Genomic DNA, 21,561 nt, shown 5'->3' with positions numbered 1-21,561 from the left:
TCCCAATCCTCTACGTCACTAGCTCACGAAAACCGAATTGAAAACTCTAGTACCACTTCTCAGTTTAGCGAAAAATAAGCTAATTGTCAATATTAAAAATACCATTCTATCAATATTTAATGGCTTTTTCTTGTATAAATATTTTATACAATTTAATTGACAAAAATTATATTTATTGGTATACTAAGTACCATAAATCGAAAAATATAGTAATAATAGCAAATTAACAATATAACTATATCATTTTATTGCGTATTATCTTTTTTTATACCGTTATTTTTAGGAGGACTCTATGAGTTTTTACAATGTAACAAAAGGCACTAAATTTGAAGAAATTTTTAAAGGTGGCGTGGAGGCCGAGTTATATGGTACTCGCGTTTATATGACTTTATATCTTTTGGCTAAAGAACAAGGCTTAGAAGATGTAGCTGCTATCTTCCATGAAATCGCTGTACAAGAAGCAGAACACGCCGGCTTTTATGCACTTTGTAATGGTGAACAAAAGCCAGACTTCTGGGAAGTAGCCAAACAAATTCAACAACTAGAAGAACAAGCTGGCGATCGCCTCGACGAGCGAGCTACCGAGTTACGAACAGCCGGCCTTACGGCAGCGGCTGATCATATGAATATCATTGCTAAACAAGAAGTCAATCATGGCAAGCTGTTAAAAGCTTTATTTGAAAAATATGGTAAATAGTACAAAATAAAGGGCTGTAACACAATGCGGAGTCAATCCAGCATTAGGGTTACAGCCCTTTTGTCATTATGCAGGGTTTAGTGATGATATAACACCATGTTTAAACTGTGCTATACCATATAAACAGTTATACGTATTTTTCAGGATCTAATTCACCCGTCATACGATTACGTAAATCACGGCGAGCAACTTCCATAATCCATAACCACCATAGATGACCAAATAATTCAGAAAGATTTTCATCAAATGGAATCTGAGGCAATGGTGGTACTAAGCCCATCAAAGGCATAACAATAACATGGGCAAATAAATATGTGAAAAAGCCGAATACACAACCTTGCCACATTTTAACACGGGGCCAATATTCAGCAATTACACAATACATAATACCGAAAACTACAGAGAATAATACGTGAACAATAAATACATCCAATGGTAAATGAATGCCAGAAAACGTATATGACAAATCTGGTGCATGGAACATATCTAACAAAACTTTAGGTGGTGTTACACGTTCCATAGCGCCTAGTGGCCAAAATACATTAGGATCACGTGGCGGAAATGGTACTTCCCACCCCCATTTAGCAATAGCACCAATAATACCTACAATAATACCGATTACAATGGATAACCCTACACGGCGTCGGCCTGGTTCTGTGATGTAATTAAAACCTACATTCATCACAAAGCCCCCTTTCTTACAACATTCTTTTTAGACCTACACAGCTGTCGTTTACCAAAGGGTAAACTAACTAGCCTAAAAGTGCCTACTTCATAAAAATATAAGTAGGTACTTTTATTCAGACTTGTATTTTATCACTAACCTCATCATTTGTCATCACTTTTATTCAAATTCAATCAATTTCAATCATTTCTTCATCGTAGCCAGACTACTTAAATTCATATTAATTATAAAGGAATTAAGAATATAAGAGAAAATTAACTATATAATCAAAGATTACCTAGTTTAATTTTTAATTTTAAGGTGAATTTTAGTAGATTTAACTAAATTTTATGTTATATTTCTATTTTCAACTAAATTTTTAAAATGATTTATGATAAAATAAATACAAATTATTACCAATGTCTGTATAGTAGTCTTATTGTGACAATTTGGAGGGTTTGTGTATGAAATGGTTACAACAAGAAAGACTCGGTTTAATTCTTTGTATCGGCTTAGCCATCCCTAGCCATTTACTAGGGCAACAATTTCCTTTAATTGGAGGCCCTGTAATAGCAATTTTAATAGGTATGCTCATAGGTCAGTTCCCCTTCAAGCGGGGCCCATTTACCAAAGGCATATCCTACGCCAGTAAAAAAATTTTACAATACGCCGTTATCCTCTTAGGCTTTGGTCTAAATCTACGAATCGTCCTAGAAACAGGCCTTCAATCACTCCCCATCATCATTTGTACCATTACTGTGGCTTTACTGGTAGCGTATCTCTGTTATCGCTATCTATCAATCAATAGTACTATGGCGACTTTAATCGGTGTAGGTTCTTCCATTTGTGGTGGCTCAGCCATTGCTGCTACGGCCCCCATTATAAAGGCTGATGACAAGGAGATTGCCCAAGCGATTTCAGTCATTTTCTTTTTTAATGTGATGGCTGCGCTCTTATTTCCCACCCTCGGTGTATACCTCGGTCTTTCTCCCTCATCAGGTGAAGCTTTTGGTCTATTTGCTGGTACTGCCGTTAATGATACGTCTTCCGTTACGGCTACCGCTGCTACCTGGGATAGTATGTTTAACCTAGGTTCTGAAACGTTAGATAAAGCTGTTACCGTAAAGCTAACGCGAACTTTAGCTATTATTCCCATTACCTTACTACTAGCCTATATAATAGCTAGTAAAACACCAACTACCTCAACCACACCAAGCATCCGCAAGGTATTTCCTGTGTTTATTTTATACTTTATTGGTGCCAGCTTATTAACGACCCTAGCCCTAACTATGGGCATTCCAACGGAAGTTTTTAGCCCTCTGAAAACTTTGTCTAAATTCTTTATCGTCATTGCTATGGTCGCCATCGGCCTTAATACGGATATATTAAAATTAATCCGGAGCGGTGTTACACCTCTATTCATAGGCTTTTTATGTTGGCTCAGCATCACCATAACATCCTTACTTTTACAATATCTCCTGGGTATCTGGTAAATGACCTAGAAAAAACAAAAAAAGACCATCAAACCTATTTCATAAGATTTGATGGTCTTTTTGAAAGCTACTACAATCAAGCAACTCTCAAGACTGGTGCCGGAGGTGGGACTTGAACCCACACGGTGTTACCCGCTTGATTTTGAGTCAAGTGCGTCTGCCATTCCGCCACTCCGGCACGTTCGGAACAATAGTTATTATACGCAAACTTTACAATCATGTCAATACACTTTTTCAAATTTATTTTTATAGTTGTCATTTGACACTCTTACCACGGTTGTTTATAATTATATGTACACCTATACACACAAGATCTATAATCATACACACAATTATAGATTGTACACACACTTGGGGACGTAATGGTTTCGACAGGGGTGCGTGTATCATAGATAGCGAGTCGGCGTTCCATGAGGCCGTAAAACGGTGGAACTTTTAAATTAAACGCAAAAGAAAACTTTGCATTAGCTGCATAAGCTACGTCTTACCTTGCTCTGCCCGTGAGCAGGGATAAGGCGTCAAACTACGGGCTCGCCTAATTTATATGCTCAAGTAAATTAGGTTAAACTTCTGAGCTGGGTTAGTGTAGTTTGTCGTTGTACAATAGCTAACTAAGACTCTAAAACAGCGACTGCACTCGGAGAAGTCTATGGGGCAACGCTTTTGGACAGGGGTTCGATTCCCCTCGTCTCCACCACAACTAATATAGGCAGTAGGAAATAGTCATCGACTAGCTCCTACTGCCTTTTTTATGTTTCAAATAGTTTTAAATTCCCTATAACCCCTACTTTTATCTTCTCCTATGCTCCCTTTTACGTTAATAATCTCGTCTCTGCTCTTTCATACGACGACGAATATCTCGTTGTGCATCACGATCGGCAATATCTTGGCGCTTATCGTAATTTTTCTTACCTGTCACTAGGCCTACTGTCACTTTAATTAAACCATGAGCAAAATGGAAATTTAGTGGCACCAAAGAAAATCCTTTTTCCTTTACTTGCCCTAATAAACGATTAATTTCACTACGATGCATTAATAACTTTCGCGTTCTCATAGGCTCATGATTAAATTGATTACCTTGTTCATAGGGACTAATATGCGCTTGAAACAAGAACAATTCACCATTTTGAATGGCACAGTAACTATCCTTTAAATTCAATCGACCCTGACGAATCGATTTTACTTCCGTGCCGGTCAGGGCAATCCCTGCTTCAAAGGTTTCATGTATATGATAATCATGGCGCGCTTTGCGATTATCAGCAATTAAACTACTACTATCTTTTTTTGCCTTACTCACTACGTTCCTCCTCAACTATTACTATTTCTTTTTACTGCCTTTTTTCTTGCTTTTACTACCTTTTTTACCTTGCTTTTTAGCCTTTGTTTTTTTAGCTACTTTACCAAAAGAATCTCGTGCCAATTTTTTACGGCTCTTTTGCTTGCCTGCCGAAGAACTTGACTTACGCTTGCGGTCTTTACCACTAATACTACGATTGCTACTGAATTGACTACTCCCACTTAAACGATTTCGACTACGCAATGATTTTTGAATCAATGTGGCGGCGTCTATTTCACCTAATAGGAAGTCTATTTGCTTTTTATCCTTATCAGCTTTAATCAGTGTCACTTTCACAGCTTCCCCTAAATGATAAGTCCGACCAGTGCGCCGCCCAACTAATAAGAAGTGCTCTTCGTCAAAGAAATAATAATCATCATCCATCGTAGCAATGTGAACTAGGCCATCAATGCCATTATCAAGCTCTACAAACATCCCAAAGGAAGTAATAGAGCTAATCTTGCCATCGAAAACTTCGCCCACATAAGGTTCCATATATTGAACTTTTTTTAGATCATTAGTATCTCGTTCAGCAGCCACTGCCACTTGTTCTTGTAAAGAGCAATGGTCTGCAGCGGTAGCTAAGTATTCTTCTGAATCATCGTACTTACTATACCCATCTGGCCAATGTAACCGCTTTTTCAAGAGGCGATGAACAATTAAATCAGGATAACGACGTATTGGTGAAGTAAAATGAGTATAACAAGCCGAGGCCAAACCAAAGTGCCCCACATTCACTGACGAATAACGAGCTTGTTGCATGGACCGTAATGTCATAATCTGCGCAATTTGTTCTACATCAGTGCCTGCCAAGCTATCTAAGAATTGCTGAATATCTTTTGGTTCGACTGCGCCTTCGGCTAAGTGGAAAGGTTTGCCTAAATAGGTTACCACCGTTTGCAAGGCTTGTAATTTTTCTTCACTTGGTTGTTCATGAATACGATAGATAGCAGGTTTTCCTGAATCACGCAAATATTTTGCTACCGTTTCATTCGCAATCAACATACATGCTTCAATAATTTTTTCCGCAATTGTACGGTCTTTACGAACAATCTTAAGTGGTGTACCATCATTGGCTAATAAAATCTTATACTCTGGAAATTCAAAAGAAATGGCACCTGATTTTTCACGCATAGTAATTAAAATTTTAGCCACTTCATGTAATTCATGTACCATTGGCATAAGTGGTAATAAATCATCAGGAATAATCTCTTCTTCTAAAGCTTTATATATTTCAGGATAGCTACAACGACGATCTACCTGAATTACTGATGGACTAATGGTAAAATCAACCACTTTGCCTGCATGGTTAATCTCCATAATACAACTCATAGCATAACGGTCTTCCTTAGCATTTAAGCTACAAATGCCATTGGACAATACCGTTGGTAACATAGGTACCACACGGTCTACTAAATACACGCTAGTCCCCCGTTTATAGGCTTCCTTATCAATAGCTGTATTGCCTCTTACATAATGACTTACATCGGCAATGTGAACGCCTAATTGATAGTGTCCATTGGCCAACTGTTTACAACTTACAGCATCGTCTAAATCTTTAGCATCTTCACCATCAATGGTAATCATGGGCACATCTCGCAAGTCAAGACGTTTGCCCGTTACAGCTACCTCAAAATTAACCTGTTTGGCTTCATCTAAAACAGATTCGGGAAACGCAAAGGGAATCTTATGGGCCGCCATAATGCAATTAATATCTACGCCCACGTCACCAGTATACCCTAATATTTGCGTAATTTTCCCTTCCGGTTGTCGACCTTTCGCATCTGGCCAAGCTGTAATCTCAACCAATACTTTAGCCCCACTGCGAGCTTCTAAAGAGTCTGGTAAGGCCACATAAATATCATCACCTAATCGTTCATCATCAGGCGTAACAAAACCGAATTGACGTTGTCGATCATAAGTGCCAACAATACTCGTATTTACATGTTCAATTATTTTCTCAACACGCCCCTCTGGTCGCTGTTCCCCTACACGGCCAAAACGGAATATATGAGCCACTACTTTATCATTATGCATAGCTCCATTGCGATCATCAGGACCAATAGCCACTTCATGAGTTCCTGTTTCATCTACAACCAGACCACGACCATTACGCAAGCTCTTATAAGTACCAGTTACGGTGTTTCCTTGCTTTTTATCAACTATAGCTGTCGAAGTAGGCGCTGTCAACTTATAATAGTCTCCACTTCGCTTAACTAACAAACCCGCTTCAGCCAGTGCTTTTACCTGACTCATGAAAGTTTCTAATTCATCGGCCCCTTTAATACCTAAAATATAGGCCGCATCTTCAATATGATAGGCTTCCGGACTAATGGCTTTAAAAAATGCTAGAATTTTGTTTTTCATATCTTCCATAGTTTCTTACCTCTACCAAAAAAGCCTGCACAAGGCAGGCTCCCATTAATATTGATTTAAGTAGATTCCTAAGAATAAGCTTAAGATGGCAAAAAGAATGCCCAATACGATAGTGCATTTCGATAACAACCCATCAATACCACGGGCTTTACCACCAAATACGGAATCAGCTGCACCACTAACGGCACCGCCCATACCAGCACTCTTACTCGATTGTAATACAACCACCAAAATCAATAAAATAGCTACTACCACTTCTGCAAACATCAAGAAATTTCTCACAATTGTCATCCTTCCTATGGCTCATTCTTTTTTGCTAAGTTACTACGATGTTCTAAATATTTTTCTAATTTTCGTTTCACTCGTTGTAATGCATTATCAATAGATTTAACACTTCGATTATATTCAGCAGCAATTTCATTATAGGATTTACCATCTAAATATCCCATCAAGACTTTGCCTTCTAAATCACTCAAAATAGATCCCATCTTTTCTTCAATATCGGAAAATTCCTCCCGATTAATGAATAGCTCTTCAGGATCAGTACCTTGCCCTTCAATGAGAACATCCATCAAGGTTCGTTCCGCTTCATCCGTATAAATTGGTTTATTCAAAGAAATATACGAATTGAGAGGAATATGTTTCTGTCGTGTTGCCGTCTTAATGGCCGTAATAATCTGACGAGTTACACAGAGCTCCGCAAAGGCCTTAAAGGAAGCTAACCGATCACCTTTAAAGTCACGTGTTGCTTTATACAGACCAATCATTCCTTCTTGAATGATGTCTTCTTTATCCGCACCAATTAAAAAATAAGACCGAGCTTTGGCACGTACAAAGTTTTTATATTTATCCACTAGATAATCCACCGCTAAGTGGTCATCTTGCTCTTGTGCTAATTTACAAATTTCCTCATCGGATAAATCTACATAGCGACGGTACTCGTCATTCAAGCGTTGATTAACGCACATGCCAGCCTCCACTCTCCTGTTCTAGCAGAACATTACTAATGTATCTTTCATTATACTTGATAGACCCCAGTTCTGCAAGGCTATTTATTGCCTCGTCGCAAGCTTTCCCATTGGGTAGCTACTTCGCCATCCAGTTGATGCCCCACTTCATTGCGCTGCAAACGTAAACTATCACGTTCATGCAAACCCTTATAGTAACGCTGTTCATCTAATTTCGCCCGTGCCACTTGGGCTTTCAATTCACGGGCTGAAATGCGCAGTGCCCCAAAGCCTAACACTTGGCTCTGTTCCGCATAGTCAGAGGTGCACACATACACATTAGCATAGGCGTTTTTAAAAGTAAATACGGTGCGCTCAATATAAGAGTCTGCCGTTTCACCATCAGCCGTATATACTTCTAAAAAATCGTCAGTCATATACGTATCCGCACTCCCTGGATTTGCAAATTTACCATCAAATACTAAAATAACTCGATAGCCTTTATGCTTACCATAGTTTTGCAATATGCTCTTTATGCGCGACCGGGCATGTTCTAGGGAACTTTTACTAATTTTCTTCAGCTCAGGCCATGCAAAAATGACATTGTAGCCGTCTACAATTAAAATGTCTTCTTTCATCTTAAGACCTCGTTATTGCCGTTGTCGTACCGCTTCATAGAGTAAAATAGCAGCTGCCACTGATGCATTCAAAGAATTAAGTTGGCCATACATAGGAATGGTCACTAAAAAGTCACACCGTTCTTTGGTCAAGCGGCTTAAGCCTTTCCCTTCATTACCAATAACCAGCACTAAAGGGATCGTTAAATCCGCTTCATATAGAGTTTGTTGTCCTTCCATGTGAGCCCCTAATACCCAAAAGCCTTGTTTTTTTAAGTCTTCAATGGTCTGGGCTACATTGCCAACCTGTACTAAAGGAATACATTCTAAAGCACCTGCTGAAGTTTTAGCTACGGTTGCATTAATCGGCGCCGTATGGCGTTTGGGAATTAAAACAGCCGTTGCACCACAGCATTCAGCCGTACGGATAATAGCTCCCATATTGTGAGGGTCTTCAATCCCATCAAGTAATACTAAAATAGGTGCTTTATCCTTCGGCCAAGACGCCAATACGTCTTCTAATTGAGCAAATTTCACTTGCGCAGCTAAAGCTACAACACCTTGATGGACCACGCCATTGGCGTATTTAGCTAATTGATTATCCCCTACTCGTCGAATTTCAATGCCCTCAGCTTTCGCCATCCCCACAATTTCTTTCAAAGACCCTTGTACTTTATCATTGGTAATAAAAAGGCGCTGAATCGTACGATTTGCTTTTAACGCTTCACGCACAGCATTGCGACCTACAATATAATCACTCATGGTATTCAGTCTCCTCTTACATCAAATCTAAAGTATATTGAAATGCCTTTGCCATTAAAATCTCTAATCGTTCGGTTTGGCCCGTTCGATACAAATAGCCTAAAACGGCTTCAAAGGCGGTACTCGCTCTATATTCTTGCACCGTTGCACTTTTAGGTACATGTACATTACTATTACGAGCTCGTTTAGACACTTGCTGTTCTGCCTCCGTCAATACTTGTGCTTCGTCCCAAGCTTGTAATACTTTGGCCTGTGCTTTAGCACAAATACACTCAGTGACTAAATTATGCAACACTTGTACTTTCATAATGCCCGCTTCCGTCATTCGCTCGCGAACGAATAAAGAGTACACAGCATCGCCTATATAGGCAAGCATGAGGGAATCCTCAGCACCTGCTGTTGTATTTCCCTCATGCTCTTTTATAGCTTTTAACTTTTCAATGGCCGTAGCCCGTAAGAATTGATAGCGCTTAAAGTTCACGTTTCTTCCACCGTGCCCCTTGTGGCGAATCTTCAATCACTACACCAATATTAGCTAATTCATCACGAATAGCATCCGCTAAATCCCAAAGTTTACGATCGCGACAGTTTTGACGAACATTTAAAATAACCTGCATCAATTGTTCATATTCTTCAGCACCAGCACCAGCGTTAGGCCCTTCCCAAGCTTGTTCTAAAATACCGAGAATATCAGTCATCATTTTAAAGATGGATTTCACTTCATCTAATGTTTTATGACATACTTTACCATTGCAGTTTTGCACGGCTTGATAATAAATGTTGATTTCTTTAGCTAAACCAAACATAGGGGCCCCAGCTAAGGACGTATTAAAATCATCAGCCATAGCATCTTCAAATTCAGCCGCATATTTACGAGCATTCTCTAATAAAGCTTTTGCCTCTTCATCGCAATCCCCTTCTTCTTGATTTTCTAAATAAAGAAGGTTTTCAATAGCTGTAGTCATGCGTTCTAAGGACTTATTGGCTTCTTCTAAGCGTTCATCGCTAAAATCTAATGGGCTACGATAATGAGTACTTAACAAGAAATAGCGAAGTGCATCTGGACTATATTCTTCTAAAATATCTTTCACTAAGAAGAAGTTATTTAAAGATTTACTCATTTTTTCTTGGTTAATTGTAATAAAACCATTATGTAACCAATAGCGTACAGCTGGATGATGACCGGTGCAGCCTTCTGACTGGGCAATTTCATTTTCATGATGTGGGAAAATTAAATCACTACCACCACCATGGAAGTCAAATTCTTCGCCTAAGTATTTATTACTCATTGTGGAACATTCAATATGCCAACCTGGACGGCCATGCCCCCATGGACTTTCCCAATACGGTTCGCCTGGCTTAGCACTCTTCCAAAGAGCAAAGTCCATTGGATTATGTTTACGATCATCCACATCAACGCGAGCGCCCGCTTCCATATCTTCTAATGTACGACCTGATAATTTACCATAATCAGCAAATTTTTCTACACTATAATATACGTCGCCATCAAGCTCATAAGCAAAGCCTTTTTCAATAAGGGTGGCAATCATCGCTACGATTTCTTCAATGTGTTCTGATACTCTTGGATATACATCAGCATGACGTACATGAAGGGCATCCATCACATCAAAGTAAGAATCGATATAACGATTAGCAATGGTATCCCAAGATACACCTTCCCCATTAGACGTGTTAATAATCTTGTCATCCACATCGGTAAAGTTCTGTACATACGTTACTTTATACCCAATATGAGTCAAATAGCGACGAATGACATCCCAAGTAACAAAAGGGCGAGCATTCCCAATATGAGGATGATTATATGGTGTAACACCACATACGTAAATCTTAGCTTCTCCCTCCTTTACTGGTTTGAATACTTCTTTCTCTCTTGTCATCGTATTGAATACTTTAATTTCTCTCATCGCTACCGATGCCTCTCTTCCATAAAAATATAAAAAGCCACCATCTCATTACAGAGACGGTGGCCCGCGGTTCCACTCTGTTAAGTCCTATGTAGCACTCACTCAAACGCATAACGGGCGTGACCGAATAGACCTACTGCTTTCAATCTATCAACTCCCGAATGCATTTCCCTTGGCTACACCTGAACCCTTCCACCATTTAGTTCTCGCTGTAAAGCTAGTCACAAAGTACTTATTTCGTTCATCGTCTTTAATAACAATTTTTATCGATATATAGAGTATAATAGCATGAAACCTTGTTAAAGTCAATGTCTTACCCCTAAGTCGATAGGAATTATTACAGCAAAATTAAATAGTGTTCAATTAATCTAACAGCTATTAATTATTTTGTTACCGAAGCAATATTAATAATCGTCTTAACCGCTAATTGCATATGTTCTACGCATGCAAATTCATGAGGACCATGCAAGTTTTCTACACCGGTAAATAAATTAGGCGTAGGAATGCCCATAAAGGAAATTTTCGACCCATCGGTACCGCCACGAATAGGTTGAATCAATGGTTTCACCCCTGCTTGTTCCATAGCTGCTTTCGCAACCTCTACACATTCCATATGATCCTTAATGACATCATACATATTATAATAGCTATCTTTTAACGTTAATGTCACTACTTCACGGCCATATCGTTCATTTAAAACTTTAGCGGCTAATTCAAATAACTTCTTTTTACTTTCAAAGAAAGCACGGTCATGATCACGAATAATGTATTTCATAGTCCCTGATTCAACGCCCGTTTCATTACTGGATAGCATGATGAAGCCTTCATAATCTTCAGTTAATTCTGGCACGGTTGCTTGTGGCAACAAACGGTCAAATTCCATAGCTAACTTATTGCAGTTAATCATGGTATTTTTAGCAGATCCTGGATGTACCGAAACCCCGTGAAGCTCAACTGTGGCAGCACAGGCATTAAAGGTTTCATATTCTAATTCACCTAAACGAGTACCATCAATAGTATACGCAAAATCTACTGGAAAATCCTTTACATCAAATAAATCAGCACCACGACCAATTTCTTCATCAGGACCAAAGGCACACATAATTAAACCATGTTTTACTTCTGGGTGTTCTTTCAAATAACGAAGGGCTTCCATAATTTCCACAATACCTGCTTTGTCATCGCCACCGAGTAAGGTTGTCCCATCTGTAACAATTAATGTTTGCCCTTTATAATTTACTAAATTTGGAAAATCAGCTACACGGCTATACAAATTTTTATCTTTATTAAGGAGAATATCGGCGCCATCATAGTTTTCAATAATCCGTGGGGTAATATTTTCAGCATTATAATCCGCTGTATCCATATGAGCAATAAAGCCAATGGCAGGTACTTTTTCCTCCGTATTGGCAGGTAACGCACCAATAACAAAGCCATTATTTTCGTTGATTTTTACGCCTTCTAAGCCAATTTCTTTTAAATCAGCAGCGAGTACCTTAGCAAACGCTACTTGAGTATCAGTGCTTGGTACTGTCGTAGCCGCTTCATTAGAGCGGGTATTTGTCTTAGTGTAGCGTAAAAAGCGTTCAACCATTGTTTCCATAATAATCCTCCTTAATAAAACAATATATAACTCCTTAACTATGCCCCCACGCAATTAAGCAGAAATCTTACTAATTGTTTCATCTAAACGAGCTAATGTTTTTTCCTTGCCGAATAAAGTAATAATATAATTCAAATCAGGACCATGCATTTGGCCAGTAGTGGCAATACGAATTGGCATAAATACAAATTTGCCTTTTAGTTTAGTTTCTTTCATAATGCCTTTAATGGTTGCTTTCACTACCTCTGGCGTAATTTCTTCTAGCCCAGCCACCGCTTCACGGAATGCTTTGAGCACAGTTAGGCAGGATTCTTCAGCTAATACAGCCTGAATATCTTCTGCATGAGCTTCATCAAAGGCAAAGGTATCGTCAAAGATTAACTTAGCTTCTTCTTTAATCTGTGCACCAAAACTAATATGGTCTTTTAAACATACGCAAAGCATGATAAGTTTTGCCTTTTCAGTAGCATCAGGACTTGCCGATGCATAGCCTGCTTCTTGTAAATGAGGCAAGCACAATTCATACAAAGCTTCATCGCTTAAATTTTTCATATAGTTGAAGTTAATCCAGTTTAATTTATCAATATCAAACACAGCTGGATTTTTAGCCACCCGATCCATGGAGAAGTTCTGAATTAATTCATCCTTAGTAAATAATTCTTGTTCCCCTTCTGGAGCCCAGCCCAACAAAGCTAAGAAATTATCAATGGCATCTGGTAAATACCCTAATTGACGATATTGATCAACAGATGTCGCACCATGACGTTTACTCATTTTCTTGTAATCTTTACCAAGAATTAAGGAGATGTGACCAAAGGTTGGTACCTCCCAACCAAGCGCATTATAAATTGCAATTTGCCGTGGCGTATTAGAAAGGTGTTCTTCCGCCCGAATTACATGGGTAATGCCCATGGTATGATCATCAATCACAACGGCATAATTATATACAGGAATGCCATCGGACTTAACGATTACAAAGTCACCCACCCCATTAGATTCAAAGGATACATGACCACGAACCATATCATCAAAGGCAAAAGTTTGATTTAATGGCACACGCAAACGAACCGTATATTTACGGCCTTCTTGTTCATAAGCTGCTATTTGTTCGTCCGTTAAATGACTGCAATGACCATTATATTTTGGTGTTTCACCGCGGTCTAACTGAGCTTGCCGTTCTGTTTCTAATTCTTCTTCAGAGCAATAGCAACGATACGCTTTACCTTCCTTAATAAGACGCTCCGTCACTTCTTTATAAATATCTAACCGTTCGGTCTGACGGTATGGACCATTGTCACCGCCTACGTCGATACCTTCATCCCAATCCATGCCTAGCCATTTAAGGGCGGCTTTGATATTTTCTTCACTTTCACGAGTGGAACGAGCTAAATCGGTATCTTCAATACGTAATAAGAAAGTACCCCCTTCTTTACGTGCTAATAACCAGTTAAACAATGCCGAACGAGCACCGCCAATATGAAACGGGCCAGTTGGACTTGGCGCAAAACGAACCTTCATCTTTGCCATGTATATATCCACTCCTTTACTTATATCTTATATATTTGTATATATTTAATTCATTGTTACTCATACAGTATACAATGTAGCTACAGCTTGAGCCGCTAAGCCTTCTAAACGTCCAAAGGCACCTAACTTTTCATGAGTCGTTGCTTTGACGCTAATAAAATCTTCGCCAATGCCTAATACGCCTGCTAGATTTGCCTTCATCGCACTAATATGAGGCTTTAATTTAGGGGCTTCCGCTATTACCATAACATCTACATTATACGCCTTAAATCCTTTTTCGTGTAGTAGGGTTACCACTTGCTTCAATAATTCCATACTAGAAGCCCCTTTAAAGGCTTCATCTTCTGGTGGAAACCAATAGCCAATATCTGGCAAGCCAGCAGCACCTAATAAAGCATCCATGAGGGCATGAATTAACACATCCGCATCACTATGTCCATCAGGACCTATTTCACTTTCAATTTGAACGCCCCCTAAAATGCAAGGGCGACCAGTTTTAAAACGATGTACATCGTAGCCAAAGCCTACTCGCATCATAGGTTCTGTCACTCCTAAATACTGTTTTGCTTTCACAATATCAGCTGGCGTTGTGAGCTTACAGTTTGTATAATCACTGCTTACAATATGCACTGGTTTACCTTGATGTTCTACAAGCGAAACATCATCAGTGCCAACAAATTGAGTTTTACGCGCATATTCTTGTGCTTCTATGAGCCAAGACCGTCTAAAACCTTGGGGCGTCTGTACAGCATACAACTCACTACGCGTAAGCGTCTTAACTACCGTTTGATCCGCCTTAACTTGCTTAATCGTATCCACCACTGGCACGGCCGCTACGGCAGCACCGTATTGCTGGGCCGCTTCAGCTACCGCCGTAAACAAAGCCGGTTTAGCCATAGGACGTGCTCCATCATGGACAAGGATAATATCCGCCTTGTCACTAACAGCTTGTGTACCGGCTACAACGGAGTCTTGGCGCTCAGCACCACCTAATACCAACATAGGCTGCCAAGGTAAATCTGGTAAGGAAGCCACTTCCTTTTGAATAGCGTCCACTTCACCATCAGCTACCACAATAACAACTTCCGTTACATCCGCTACCTGTGCTAAATGACGCAGATTCCATTGCAAAACAGAATAGGAACCTAAGCGTAAAAAGATTTTATTTGCTTCACATTGCATTCGCTTACCTGCTCCAGCAGCCAATAAAATACAACTAATCATTCTTTAGTTCCTTTCGCCTTCGCAAAAATCATTCGTCCTGCACTAGTTTGCAATACAGACGTTACCATTACATCAATAGAGGTATCTACATACTGAGCCCCATTTTCGATGACGATCATCGTCCCATCATCTAAATACGCTACCCCTTGATTATCTTCTTTACCTTCTTTAATGACTTGTACACGAATCCATTCACCAGGAATCATGGCTGGTTTCAAAGCATTGGCTAAGTCATTCAAATTCAATACTTCAATACCTTGTAAACTAGCTACTTTATTAAGGTTAAAATCGTTAGTCACAATTTTCCATTTTTTATCTAAGGCTAAACGCATCAATTTAGAGTCTACTTCGGTAATATCTTCAAAATCATCATCAATGACTTTAATATCGATGAGTTCTTTTTGCTGTAATCCCTGCAAAATATCTAAGCCACGACGACCACGATTACGTTTCAATACATCAGCGGAGTCTGAAATGTGCTGTAACTCTTCAAGGACAAATAAAGGTACTACCAATGGTCCTTCTAAAAAGCCCGTCGCACATAATTCTGCAATGCGTCCATCAATAATAACTGACGTATCTAACAATTTAGCTACCGAAATCGATTCAAAATCAGAAACAGTCACAGGCGCTGGCACATCCGTGCCTTTCGTAGCAGTTTCTTTCTTTTTATCCTTTACCATAGCACGATTTTGAAGCCAATTAGCATAGAGCTCAGGCCCTTTACGGGATGCTAAACGCATGCCAATATAACCAAAAATAGCACTTAAAATAATAGGAATATACGAACCAATAAGTGGTACGCGATAAAATGCCAAGCCAATAAGATTTGCTATTATGAGTCCAAAGAGTAATCCGGCTGTGCCGGCCATTAATTCTTGATTAGGTACGCGTGATAAAAGACGTTCCATATTTTTAGCTAAACGCAAACCTTGGTTAATAATTGGCATAGCAATGAAGAAACCAATAACAGCACCTACTACACCGCCAAGGGCCAAGGCTAAAATTTTAATAATGGAAATGCCAAAGAAACCCATAGTCCAGAACTGTACATCAATAATTGGTTCCCAAACTGGCATAAAACTATCCGTCAACATATATCCCATAATACCTACCAATAAGGCTATGACATAACGTAGAATTTTATATATCATCTATTTCACCTCCTTTCCTCATACTCTTCTATTGTACATTAAAATGATAAATAAATCATAAAGTTCTGCATAAAATTTTTATTTACCCAAAAACAAGTTGCATCGCTTCTTGAACAGTTGTTACGCCATGTATAGAAATACCCTTGCGATTCGTTTTAACTTGCTTACTATTACCAGCGGGCACAACAAAGCGTGTAAAGCCCATCTTAGCAGCTTCAGCAATGCGCTGTTCAATGCGAGGAATACTGCGAATATTACCAGTAAGCCCCACTTCGCCAAGAATTACCATATCCGCTGGAACAGGCCGATTTTTTAAATTAGAAACAATGGCCACAGCTACCGACAAATCACAGGCTGGTTCATTCACTTTTAAGCCACCAATAACATTGACATATACATCTTTATTGCCTAAAGTTAAGCCACAGCGTTTTTCTAAAACCGCTAACAGAATAATGAGGCGATTTAAATCATAGCCAATAGAGGTACGACGAGGCATGCCAAAAGCCGTAGTGGACACTAAGCTTTGTACCTCTACTAAAATAGGCCGAATCCCTTCTAAATACGCCATTACAGCCGAGCCAGTTTCTTCTTCAGTTCGTTCAGCTAATAGCGTGGCAGAAGGATTTACTAATTCAGCTAACCCTTCCTCTTCCATCACAAATAAACCTGATTCTGAAGTAGAGCCAAAGCGATTCTTAATGCCCCGCAAAATACGGAATTGATACGATCGTTCCCCTTCAAAATATAGTACCACATCTACCATATGCTCTAACATACGAGGGCCTGCAATATTCCCATCCTTCGTAACATGGCCAATGATAATAACGGGTACGCCCTGTTCTTTAGCAAATCGCAATAAGCGAGCCGTACATTCACGAACTTGCCCTACACTACCAGGCGTAGAATCTAAAGCATCTGTAAACATTGTTTGAATTGAATCAATCACTAATAAGGCCGGTTTGTGTTGCGAAGCTTCTTGTAAAATAGAATCTAAATTCGTATCGGCCATAACGGCTAACTGATTACCTTCAATCCCTAAACGTTCGGCTCGCAGCTTTAACTGCATCTGTGATTCTTCCCCTGATGCATATAGTACTTTGCCAAACCGATCAGCAATGCGCCCCGATACTTGTAACAATATAGTGGATTTCCCAATACCTGGATCGCCCCCTAATAACATCAACGCCCCTGGTACAATACCACCACCTAACACACGATCAATCTCATCATAGCCAGTGGACATACGAGGCGAATCTTCTGTTTTAATCTCAGATAAAGCGACTGGCTTTGTAGCCGAGCGGTCTACGGGTGCATAAGCGGCGGCCCCTTTAGTACTAGTAGGGCGTACCACCTCTTCAACTAGCGTATTCCACTCACCACATTGTGGACATTTACCCAGCCAACGGGCCGATTCAGCACCACAATTATTACAAAAATAAACTGTTTTTACTTTAGCCATTATATAATCCTTCTAATTTTCAAAATTTTGAACTCATTTTAGACAAAAAAAATCACGAACACCATTTAATTAGTATTCGTGATTTTAAGTGCAATATCCTGCAAACAGAGGAGAAAATTTATACTTTCATGGTTCTAACTGTGACCTATAGTCGCACTTAGCAACCTCGTGGTGATTATACTACCATAGTGATGTCACCATCTACTACTTCAGCCTTAATAACCGAACCTTCATGAGCATCGCCTTTTAAGATTAAATCAGAAATTGGATCTTCAATCAAACGTTGAATAGCACGTTTCAAAGGACGAGCACCATAAGCAAAGTCAGACCCTTCTTTGACGAGTACATCAAGTGCTTCTGGCGTTACTTCTAACGTTAATTCCCGTTCAGCAAGACGTTTCGTAACATCTTTAAGCAAGATATTTACAATCTTACCTAAATCTTCACCAGTTAATGGATGGAACACAACCATTTCATCAATACGGTTCAAGAACTCAGGGCGGAAGTGCTGTTTAACAGCAGCCAACGTATTCTTCTTAGCTTCTGCAAAGGTATCTGCTTCATTTTTCTTAGCATCCTCTTTGTTCTTAGCTGCTAAGAAGCCCATAGCCGCGCTATCTTCTTTCAAGAACTTGGAACCTAAGTTACTTGTCATAATAATAACAGTATTGCGGAAATCTACGGTACGACCTTGGTTATCCGTTAAACGACCATCATCCAATACTTGAAGTAAGATGTTAAAGAAATCAGGATGTGCTTTTTCCACTTCGTCAAAGAGGATAACACTATATGGTTTACGACGTACTGCATCGGTTAACTGACCGCCTTCATCATACCCTACATATCCTGGAGGCGCCCCAACTAAACGAGATACGGTATGTTTTTCCATATATTCGGACATATCCAAACGAATCATTGCATTTTCATCGCCAAAGAGGTTGGCTGCCAAAGAACGAGCCAATTCAGTTTTACCAACACCAGTTGGTCCCAAGAAGAGGAAGGAACCGATAGGACGTTTTGGATCCTTTAAGCCTGCCCGGGCACGACGAACTGCTTTGGCAACAGCCACTACTGCTTCGTCTTGACCGACTACCCGTTCATGAAGTTCATCTTCAAGGCGTAGTAAACGCTGAGATTCTTCTTCAGCAATCTTAGCAACTGGTACACCGCTCCATTCTGCTACAACGGCCGCAATGTCATCTTCAGTAACAACGAGTTTTTCCTCATCTTCTTTACTGCGTTGTGCCTGTTTAGCTTCAATTTCTTCCGTTAATTTCTTTTCTTCATCACGAAGTTTAGCCGCTTCTTCGTAATTTTGACCAGTTACAGCAGCTTCTTTTTCTTTCCGCACATCGGCCAAGCGTTTTTCTAAATCTTTAACATCAGGTGGTGCTGTAAAGACTTTCATTCGTACTTTAGAAGCGGCTTCATCCATAACGTCAATGGCTTTATCTGGCAAGAAACGATCCGAAATATAACGGTTAGATAATTCGACAGCTGCTTTTAAGGCTGCATCGGTAATCTTAGCCTTGTGGAACGCTTCGTAACGGTCACGCAAACCTTTTAAGATTTCAAGAGCATCTTCTTCGTTTGGTTCCCCTACTAACACTGGTTGGAAACGACGTTCCAAAGCAGCATCCTTTTCAATGTGTTTCTTATATTCATCTAAGGTGGTAGCCCCAATGACCTGGAAGGTACCGCGCGCCAAGGCAGGTTTCAAAATATTAGCTGCATCCATAGCGCCTTCAGAAGCACCAGCCCCTACTAAGGTATGGATTTCATCGATGAAAATAATCATATCATCGTGTTTCTGCACTTCATCAATGGCTTTTTTAAGACGTTCTTCAAATTCACCACGATACTTAGCGCCTGCTAACATAGCCGTCAAACTTAAAGAAATAATACGTTTATTCCGTAAAATTTCAGGCACATTTTGATTGACAATCCGCTGGGCTAAACCTTCAGCAATGGCTGTTTTACCAACCCCTGGCTCACCAATTAATACTGGATTATTCTTAGTACGACGACTCAAAATCTGGATAACACGGTTAATTTCCGTATCACGACCAATAACAGGGTCAATCTTACCTTGTTTAGCTAGTTCATTCAAATCAGTAGCAAAATCTTTTAAATCACCTAAATTACTATTTGCACTGTTAGCCCCATTAGCGCTACCAGTAGCCCCTTCACCACCATTTTGTTCCGAACCGTAAATGCTGTTAATTGCCTTTACTACGTCAGAGCTACGAATACCGAATTCTTGTAGAACACTAACAGCTACGCCACCACCATCTTGTAAAATGCCAAGCAATAAATGTTCAGCCCCTACATAGTTGTGCTGCATCTGATTAGCAATTTCTACGGCTAACTGTAGCACACGTTTAGTCCGTGGTGTAATGTATAATTCATTACCACGACTATTGCCACGGCCAACAGCAGACACTACAGCGTCTTCCGTGGCTTTATCTTCCAAACCTAACGAATGTAAGGCTTTAGAAGCTACACTATTGGATTCTTCCAATAAACCTAATAGCAAATGTTCAGTGCCCACATAATCGTGGCCAAATTCCTTTGCTTTTTCTTGCGCAATGCCTAGAGCTCGTTGCGCACCGTCTGTAAAACGTTCAAACATATAATCACCTCATATCTATACGACATAATCGTAAATTTCTAATTTCTAAATTTATAGTGTTAACTTTATATTATTAACGCGCTAATCGATCACGAACTACTTTAGCTCGATAACTATCTCGTTCAGCAGCGGTCATACTTTCTTTACCAGCATACTTACTTAAGAAATTAGGTCGTGTCGTTACGACTAATTCATTAAATACATCTGCTGAATGCTGTGGTAATACACCTAAATCCATACCTAACTGTACATCACTTAGAAGACCTAACGCTTCTTCACCAGAAAGGCGTCGCGCATATTGCAAGGTACCAAAGGCACGCCATACACGGTCTTCAAAGGCTTCAAAATCACCATTTTTAATAGCTTCGCGGGCTTTCACTTCTTCTTGAACTAATTTTTCAAGCACTTTCTGCAATTGACTAATTGTATCTTCTTCGCTAATCCCCATCGTTACTTGGTTGGAAATCTGATAAATATTACCTAGCGCTTGTGAGCCTTCACCATATAAGCCACGCACTGAATAGCCTAATTGCGTAATACTGCGAACTAAGCGATTAATGCGCCCCGTCATGGCCAAAGCTGGTAAATGCAACATCGCTGAAGCACGCATCCCCGTCCCTACATTGGTAGGGCAAGCTGTTAAATAACCATAACGTTCATTAAACGCATAGTCACATTTGCTTTCAATGGCATCATCAATTTTTAACGCATGGTCTAACGCTTCTTGTAAGCAAAGACCTGATTCCATAGTCTGAATTCGAATGTGGTCTTCCTCATTCACCATAATAGCCACTGAAGCATCATCAGCTACCACTAAACTTCGATACGGTAACTTTTGTCCCATTTGAGGGCTCATTAAGTGTTTTTCTACAAGGATTTCACGTTCTGTGTCTGATAATTTATCTAAACTAATGTTGGAATACTCACGACCATCGGCGGCTTTTAAAGTGCCAAGCACACCGCGCATTAGGCTTTCAACCTCTTTTAATGAAGCTTCGTGATTCCGATTAGTAAATTGCAAGCCTTTGAAATTGCGTGCTAAACGAATACGGCTTGATAATACAATATGGGAATGTATATCACCAATAGGATCCGTACTACGTAGCCAACTACTTAACGGTTCATCTAAAATTTTGTCTAACATA

Annotated in this window: 18 protein-coding genes, 1 tRNA gene, 1 other RNA gene and 1 other annotated feature; of the genes, 3 read left to right on the top strand and 17 right to left on the bottom strand. The window is 39.7% G+C overall.

Annotation, left to right across the window (positions count from 1 at the left end):
• The first annotated feature begins 292 nt into the window (after positions 1 to 292).
• A complete protein-coding gene (locus VER_RS09595) occupies positions 293 to 697 on the top strand; it encodes a ferritin family protein (RefSeq protein WP_162100602.1) in 405 nt (134 codons plus the stop codon).
• A 127-nt stretch (positions 698 to 824) separates the two neighbouring features.
• Here VER_RS09595 and VER_RS09590 read toward each other — a convergent pair whose 3' ends face one another.
• Positions 825 to 1,379, bottom strand: coding sequence for a DUF1440 domain-containing protein (locus VER_RS09590; protein WP_162100601.1), 555 nt, complete (start codon positions 1,377 to 1,379; stop codon positions 825 to 827).
• Positions 1,380 to 1,825: 446 nt separating this feature from the next.
• Here VER_RS09590 and VER_RS09585 point away from each other — a divergent pair, with 446 nt between their 5' ends.
• Positions 1,826 to 2,854 (top strand): YeiH family protein, encoded by a 1,029-nt coding sequence (locus tag VER_RS09585; protein ID WP_162100600.1) that lies wholly within the window; start codon positions 1,826 to 1,828, stop codon positions 2,852 to 2,854.
• A gap of 94 nt (positions 2,855 to 2,948) precedes the next feature.
• Here the strand turns inward: VER_RS09585 and VER_RS09580 are convergent.
• Positions 2,949 to 3,032: transfer RNA gene (locus VER_RS09580), tRNA-Leu, on the bottom strand.
• A gap of 175 nt (positions 3,033 to 3,207) precedes the next feature.
• On the opposite strand from VER_RS09580, the gene ssrA reads away from it, so the two are divergent.
• Positions 3,208 to 3,551, top strand: a transfer-messenger RNA (tmRNA) gene (ssrA, locus tag VER_RS09575).
• A gap of 120 nt (positions 3,552 to 3,671) precedes the next feature.
• Here ssrA and smpB read toward each other — a convergent pair.
• The 15 genes from smpB to VER_RS09500 all read right to left on the bottom strand — a co-directional run bounded on the left by smpB (position 3,672) and on the right by VER_RS09500 (position 21,560).
• Positions 3,672 to 4,151, bottom strand: coding sequence for an SsrA-binding protein SmpB (smpB, locus tag VER_RS09570; RefSeq protein WP_162100599.1), 480 nt, complete (start codon positions 4,149 to 4,151; stop codon positions 3,672 to 3,674).
• Positions 4,152 to 4,172: 21 nt separating this feature from the next.
• Entirely contained in the window at positions 4,173 to 6,557 is a 2,385-nt protein-coding gene (gene rnr / locus VER_RS09565) for a ribonuclease R (RefSeq protein ID WP_162100618.1), read from the bottom strand.
• A 54-nt stretch (positions 6,558 to 6,611) separates the two neighbouring features.
• The gene (gene secG / locus VER_RS09560; RefSeq protein ID WP_115311069.1) at positions 6,612 to 6,848 is read right to left on the bottom strand and encodes a preprotein translocase subunit SecG; all 237 of its coding nucleotides are present in this window, start codon (positions 6,846 to 6,848) and stop codon (positions 6,612 to 6,614) included.
• A 14-nt stretch (positions 6,849 to 6,862) separates the two neighbouring features.
• On the bottom strand, positions 6,863 to 7,534 hold the full coding sequence (sigH, locus tag VER_RS09555) for an RNA polymerase sporulation sigma factor SigH (RefSeq protein WP_162100598.1): 672 nt from the start codon (positions 7,532 to 7,534) through the stop codon (positions 6,863 to 6,865).
• Between the two features lie 80 nt (positions 7,535 to 7,614).
• Positions 7,615 to 8,151 (bottom strand): NYN domain-containing protein, encoded by a 537-nt coding sequence (locus VER_RS09550; RefSeq protein ID WP_162100597.1) that lies wholly within the window; start codon positions 8,149 to 8,151, stop codon positions 7,615 to 7,617.
• A 12-nt stretch (positions 8,152 to 8,163) separates the two neighbouring features.
• On the bottom strand, positions 8,164 to 8,892 hold the full coding sequence (gene rlmB / locus VER_RS09545; protein WP_162100596.1) for a 23S rRNA (guanosine(2251)-2'-O)-methyltransferase RlmB: 729 nt from the start codon (positions 8,890 to 8,892) through the stop codon (positions 8,164 to 8,166).
• A 16-nt stretch (positions 8,893 to 8,908) separates the two neighbouring features.
• Positions 8,909 to 9,373, bottom strand: coding sequence for a Mini-ribonuclease 3 (locus tag VER_RS09540; protein WP_162100595.1), 465 nt, complete (start codon positions 9,371 to 9,373; stop codon positions 8,909 to 8,911).
• Positions 9,363 to 10,817 (bottom strand): cysteine--tRNA ligase, encoded by a 1,455-nt coding sequence (gene cysS, locus VER_RS09535; protein ID WP_162100594.1) that lies wholly within the window; start codon positions 10,815 to 10,817, stop codon positions 9,363 to 9,365. The genes VER_RS09540 and cysS overlap by 11 nt, the downstream gene beginning before the upstream one ends.
• A gap of 49 nt (positions 10,818 to 10,866) precedes the next feature.
• Positions 10,867 to 11,071: a binding site (T-box leader), on the bottom strand.
• Between the two features lie 128 nt (positions 11,072 to 11,199).
• Positions 11,200 to 12,420 (bottom strand): peptidase T, encoded by a 1,221-nt coding sequence (pepT, locus tag VER_RS09530; protein WP_162100593.1) that lies wholly within the window; start codon positions 12,418 to 12,420, stop codon positions 11,200 to 11,202.
• A gap of 54 nt (positions 12,421 to 12,474) precedes the next feature.
• Entirely contained in the window at positions 12,475 to 13,947 is a 1,473-nt protein-coding gene (gltX, locus tag VER_RS09525; protein WP_162100592.1) for a glutamate--tRNA ligase, read from the bottom strand.
• A 60-nt stretch (positions 13,948 to 14,007) separates the two neighbouring features.
• Positions 14,008 to 15,171 carry a 2-C-methyl-D-erythritol 4-phosphate cytidylyltransferase gene (ispD, locus tag VER_RS09520; RefSeq protein WP_162100591.1) on the bottom strand — a complete coding sequence of 388 codons (1,164 nt, stop codon included), beginning with the start codon at positions 15,169 to 15,171 and terminating at the stop codon, positions 14,008 to 14,010.
• Complete coding sequence (locus VER_RS09515; RefSeq protein ID WP_162100590.1) at positions 15,168 to 16,325, bottom strand: PIN/TRAM domain-containing protein; 1,158 nt, start codon at positions 16,323 to 16,325, stop codon at positions 15,168 to 15,170. Before VER_RS09515 ends, ispD begins: the two co-directional genes overlap by 4 nt.
• Positions 16,326 to 16,407: 82 nt before the next feature.
• Positions 16,408 to 17,784, bottom strand: coding sequence for a DNA repair protein RadA (radA, locus tag VER_RS09510; protein WP_162100589.1), 1,377 nt, complete (start codon positions 17,782 to 17,784; stop codon positions 16,408 to 16,410).
• 175 nt (positions 17,785 to 17,959) lie between these two features.
• Positions 17,960 to 20,416, bottom strand: coding sequence for an ATP-dependent Clp protease ATP-binding subunit (locus tag VER_RS09505; RefSeq protein WP_162100588.1), 2,457 nt, complete (start codon positions 20,414 to 20,416; stop codon positions 17,960 to 17,962).
• A 73-nt stretch (positions 20,417 to 20,489) separates the two neighbouring features.
• On the bottom strand, positions 20,490 to 21,560 hold the full coding sequence (locus tag VER_RS09500; RefSeq protein WP_162100587.1) for a protein arginine kinase: 1,071 nt from the start codon (positions 21,558 to 21,560) through the stop codon (positions 20,490 to 20,492).
• Between the last annotated feature and the right edge of the window lies 1 nt (position 21,561).

Source organism: Veillonella sp. R32 (genome assembly GCF_010093125.1).
GTDB lineage: Bacteria > Bacillota > Negativicutes > Veillonellales > Veillonellaceae > Veillonella_A.
Note: the sequence above shows the minus strand (reverse complement) of the source record. Positions and strands in the feature narration are given on the sequence as shown.

Bases quoted from the DNA above. Each gene is read 5' to 3' on its own strand.
- VER_RS09590 (WP_162100601.1), bottom strand. From the start codon at position 1,379: ATGAATGTAGGTTTTAATTACATCACAGAACCAGGCCGACGCCGTGTA.
- pepT (WP_162100593.1), bottom strand. From the start codon at position 12,420: ATGGAAACAATGGTTGAACGCTTTTTACGCTACACTAAGACAAATACC.
- gltX (WP_162100592.1), bottom strand. From the start codon at position 13,947: ATGGCAAAGATGAAGGTTCGTTTTGCGCCAAGTCCAACTGGCCCGTTT.
- VER_RS09595 (WP_162100602.1), top strand. From the start codon at position 293: ATGAGTTTTTACAATGTAACAAAAGGCACTAAATTTGAAGAAATTTTT.
- cysS (WP_162100594.1), bottom strand. From the start codon at position 10,817: ATGAGAGAAATTAAAGTATTCAATACGATGACAAGAGAGAAAGAAGTA.
- VER_RS09585 (WP_162100600.1), top strand. From the start codon at position 1,826: ATGAAATGGTTACAACAAGAAAGACTCGGTTTAATTCTTTGTATCGGC.
- rnr (WP_162100618.1), bottom strand. From the start codon at position 6,557: ATGAAAAACAAAATTCTAGCATTTTTTAAAGCCATTAGTCCGGAAGCC.
- radA (WP_162100589.1), bottom strand. From the start codon at position 17,784: ATGGCTAAAGTAAAAACAGTTTATTTTTGTAATAATTGTGGTGCTGAA.
- VER_RS09505 (WP_162100588.1), bottom strand. From the start codon at position 20,416: ATGTTTGAACGTTTTACAGACGGTGCGCAACGAGCTCTAGGCATTGCG.
- VER_RS09550 (WP_162100597.1), bottom strand. From the start codon at position 8,151: ATGAAAGAAGACATTTTAATTGTAGACGGCTACAATGTCATTTTTGCA.
- VER_RS09500 (WP_162100587.1), bottom strand. From the start codon at position 21,560: ATGTTAGACAAAATTTTAGATGAACCGTTAAGTAGTTGGCTACGTAGT.
- sigH (WP_162100598.1), bottom strand. From the start codon at position 7,534: ATGTGCGTTAATCAACGCTTGAATGACGAGTACCGTCGCTATGTAGAT.
- VER_RS09515 (WP_162100590.1), bottom strand. From the start codon at position 16,325: ATGATATATAAAATTCTACGTTATGTCATAGCCTTATTGGTAGGTATT.
- ispD (WP_162100591.1), bottom strand. From the start codon at position 15,171: ATGATTAGTTGTATTTTATTGGCTGCTGGAGCAGGTAAGCGAATGCAA.
- rlmB (WP_162100596.1), bottom strand. From the start codon at position 8,892: ATGAGTGATTATATTGTAGGTCGCAATGCTGTGCGTGAAGCGTTAAAA.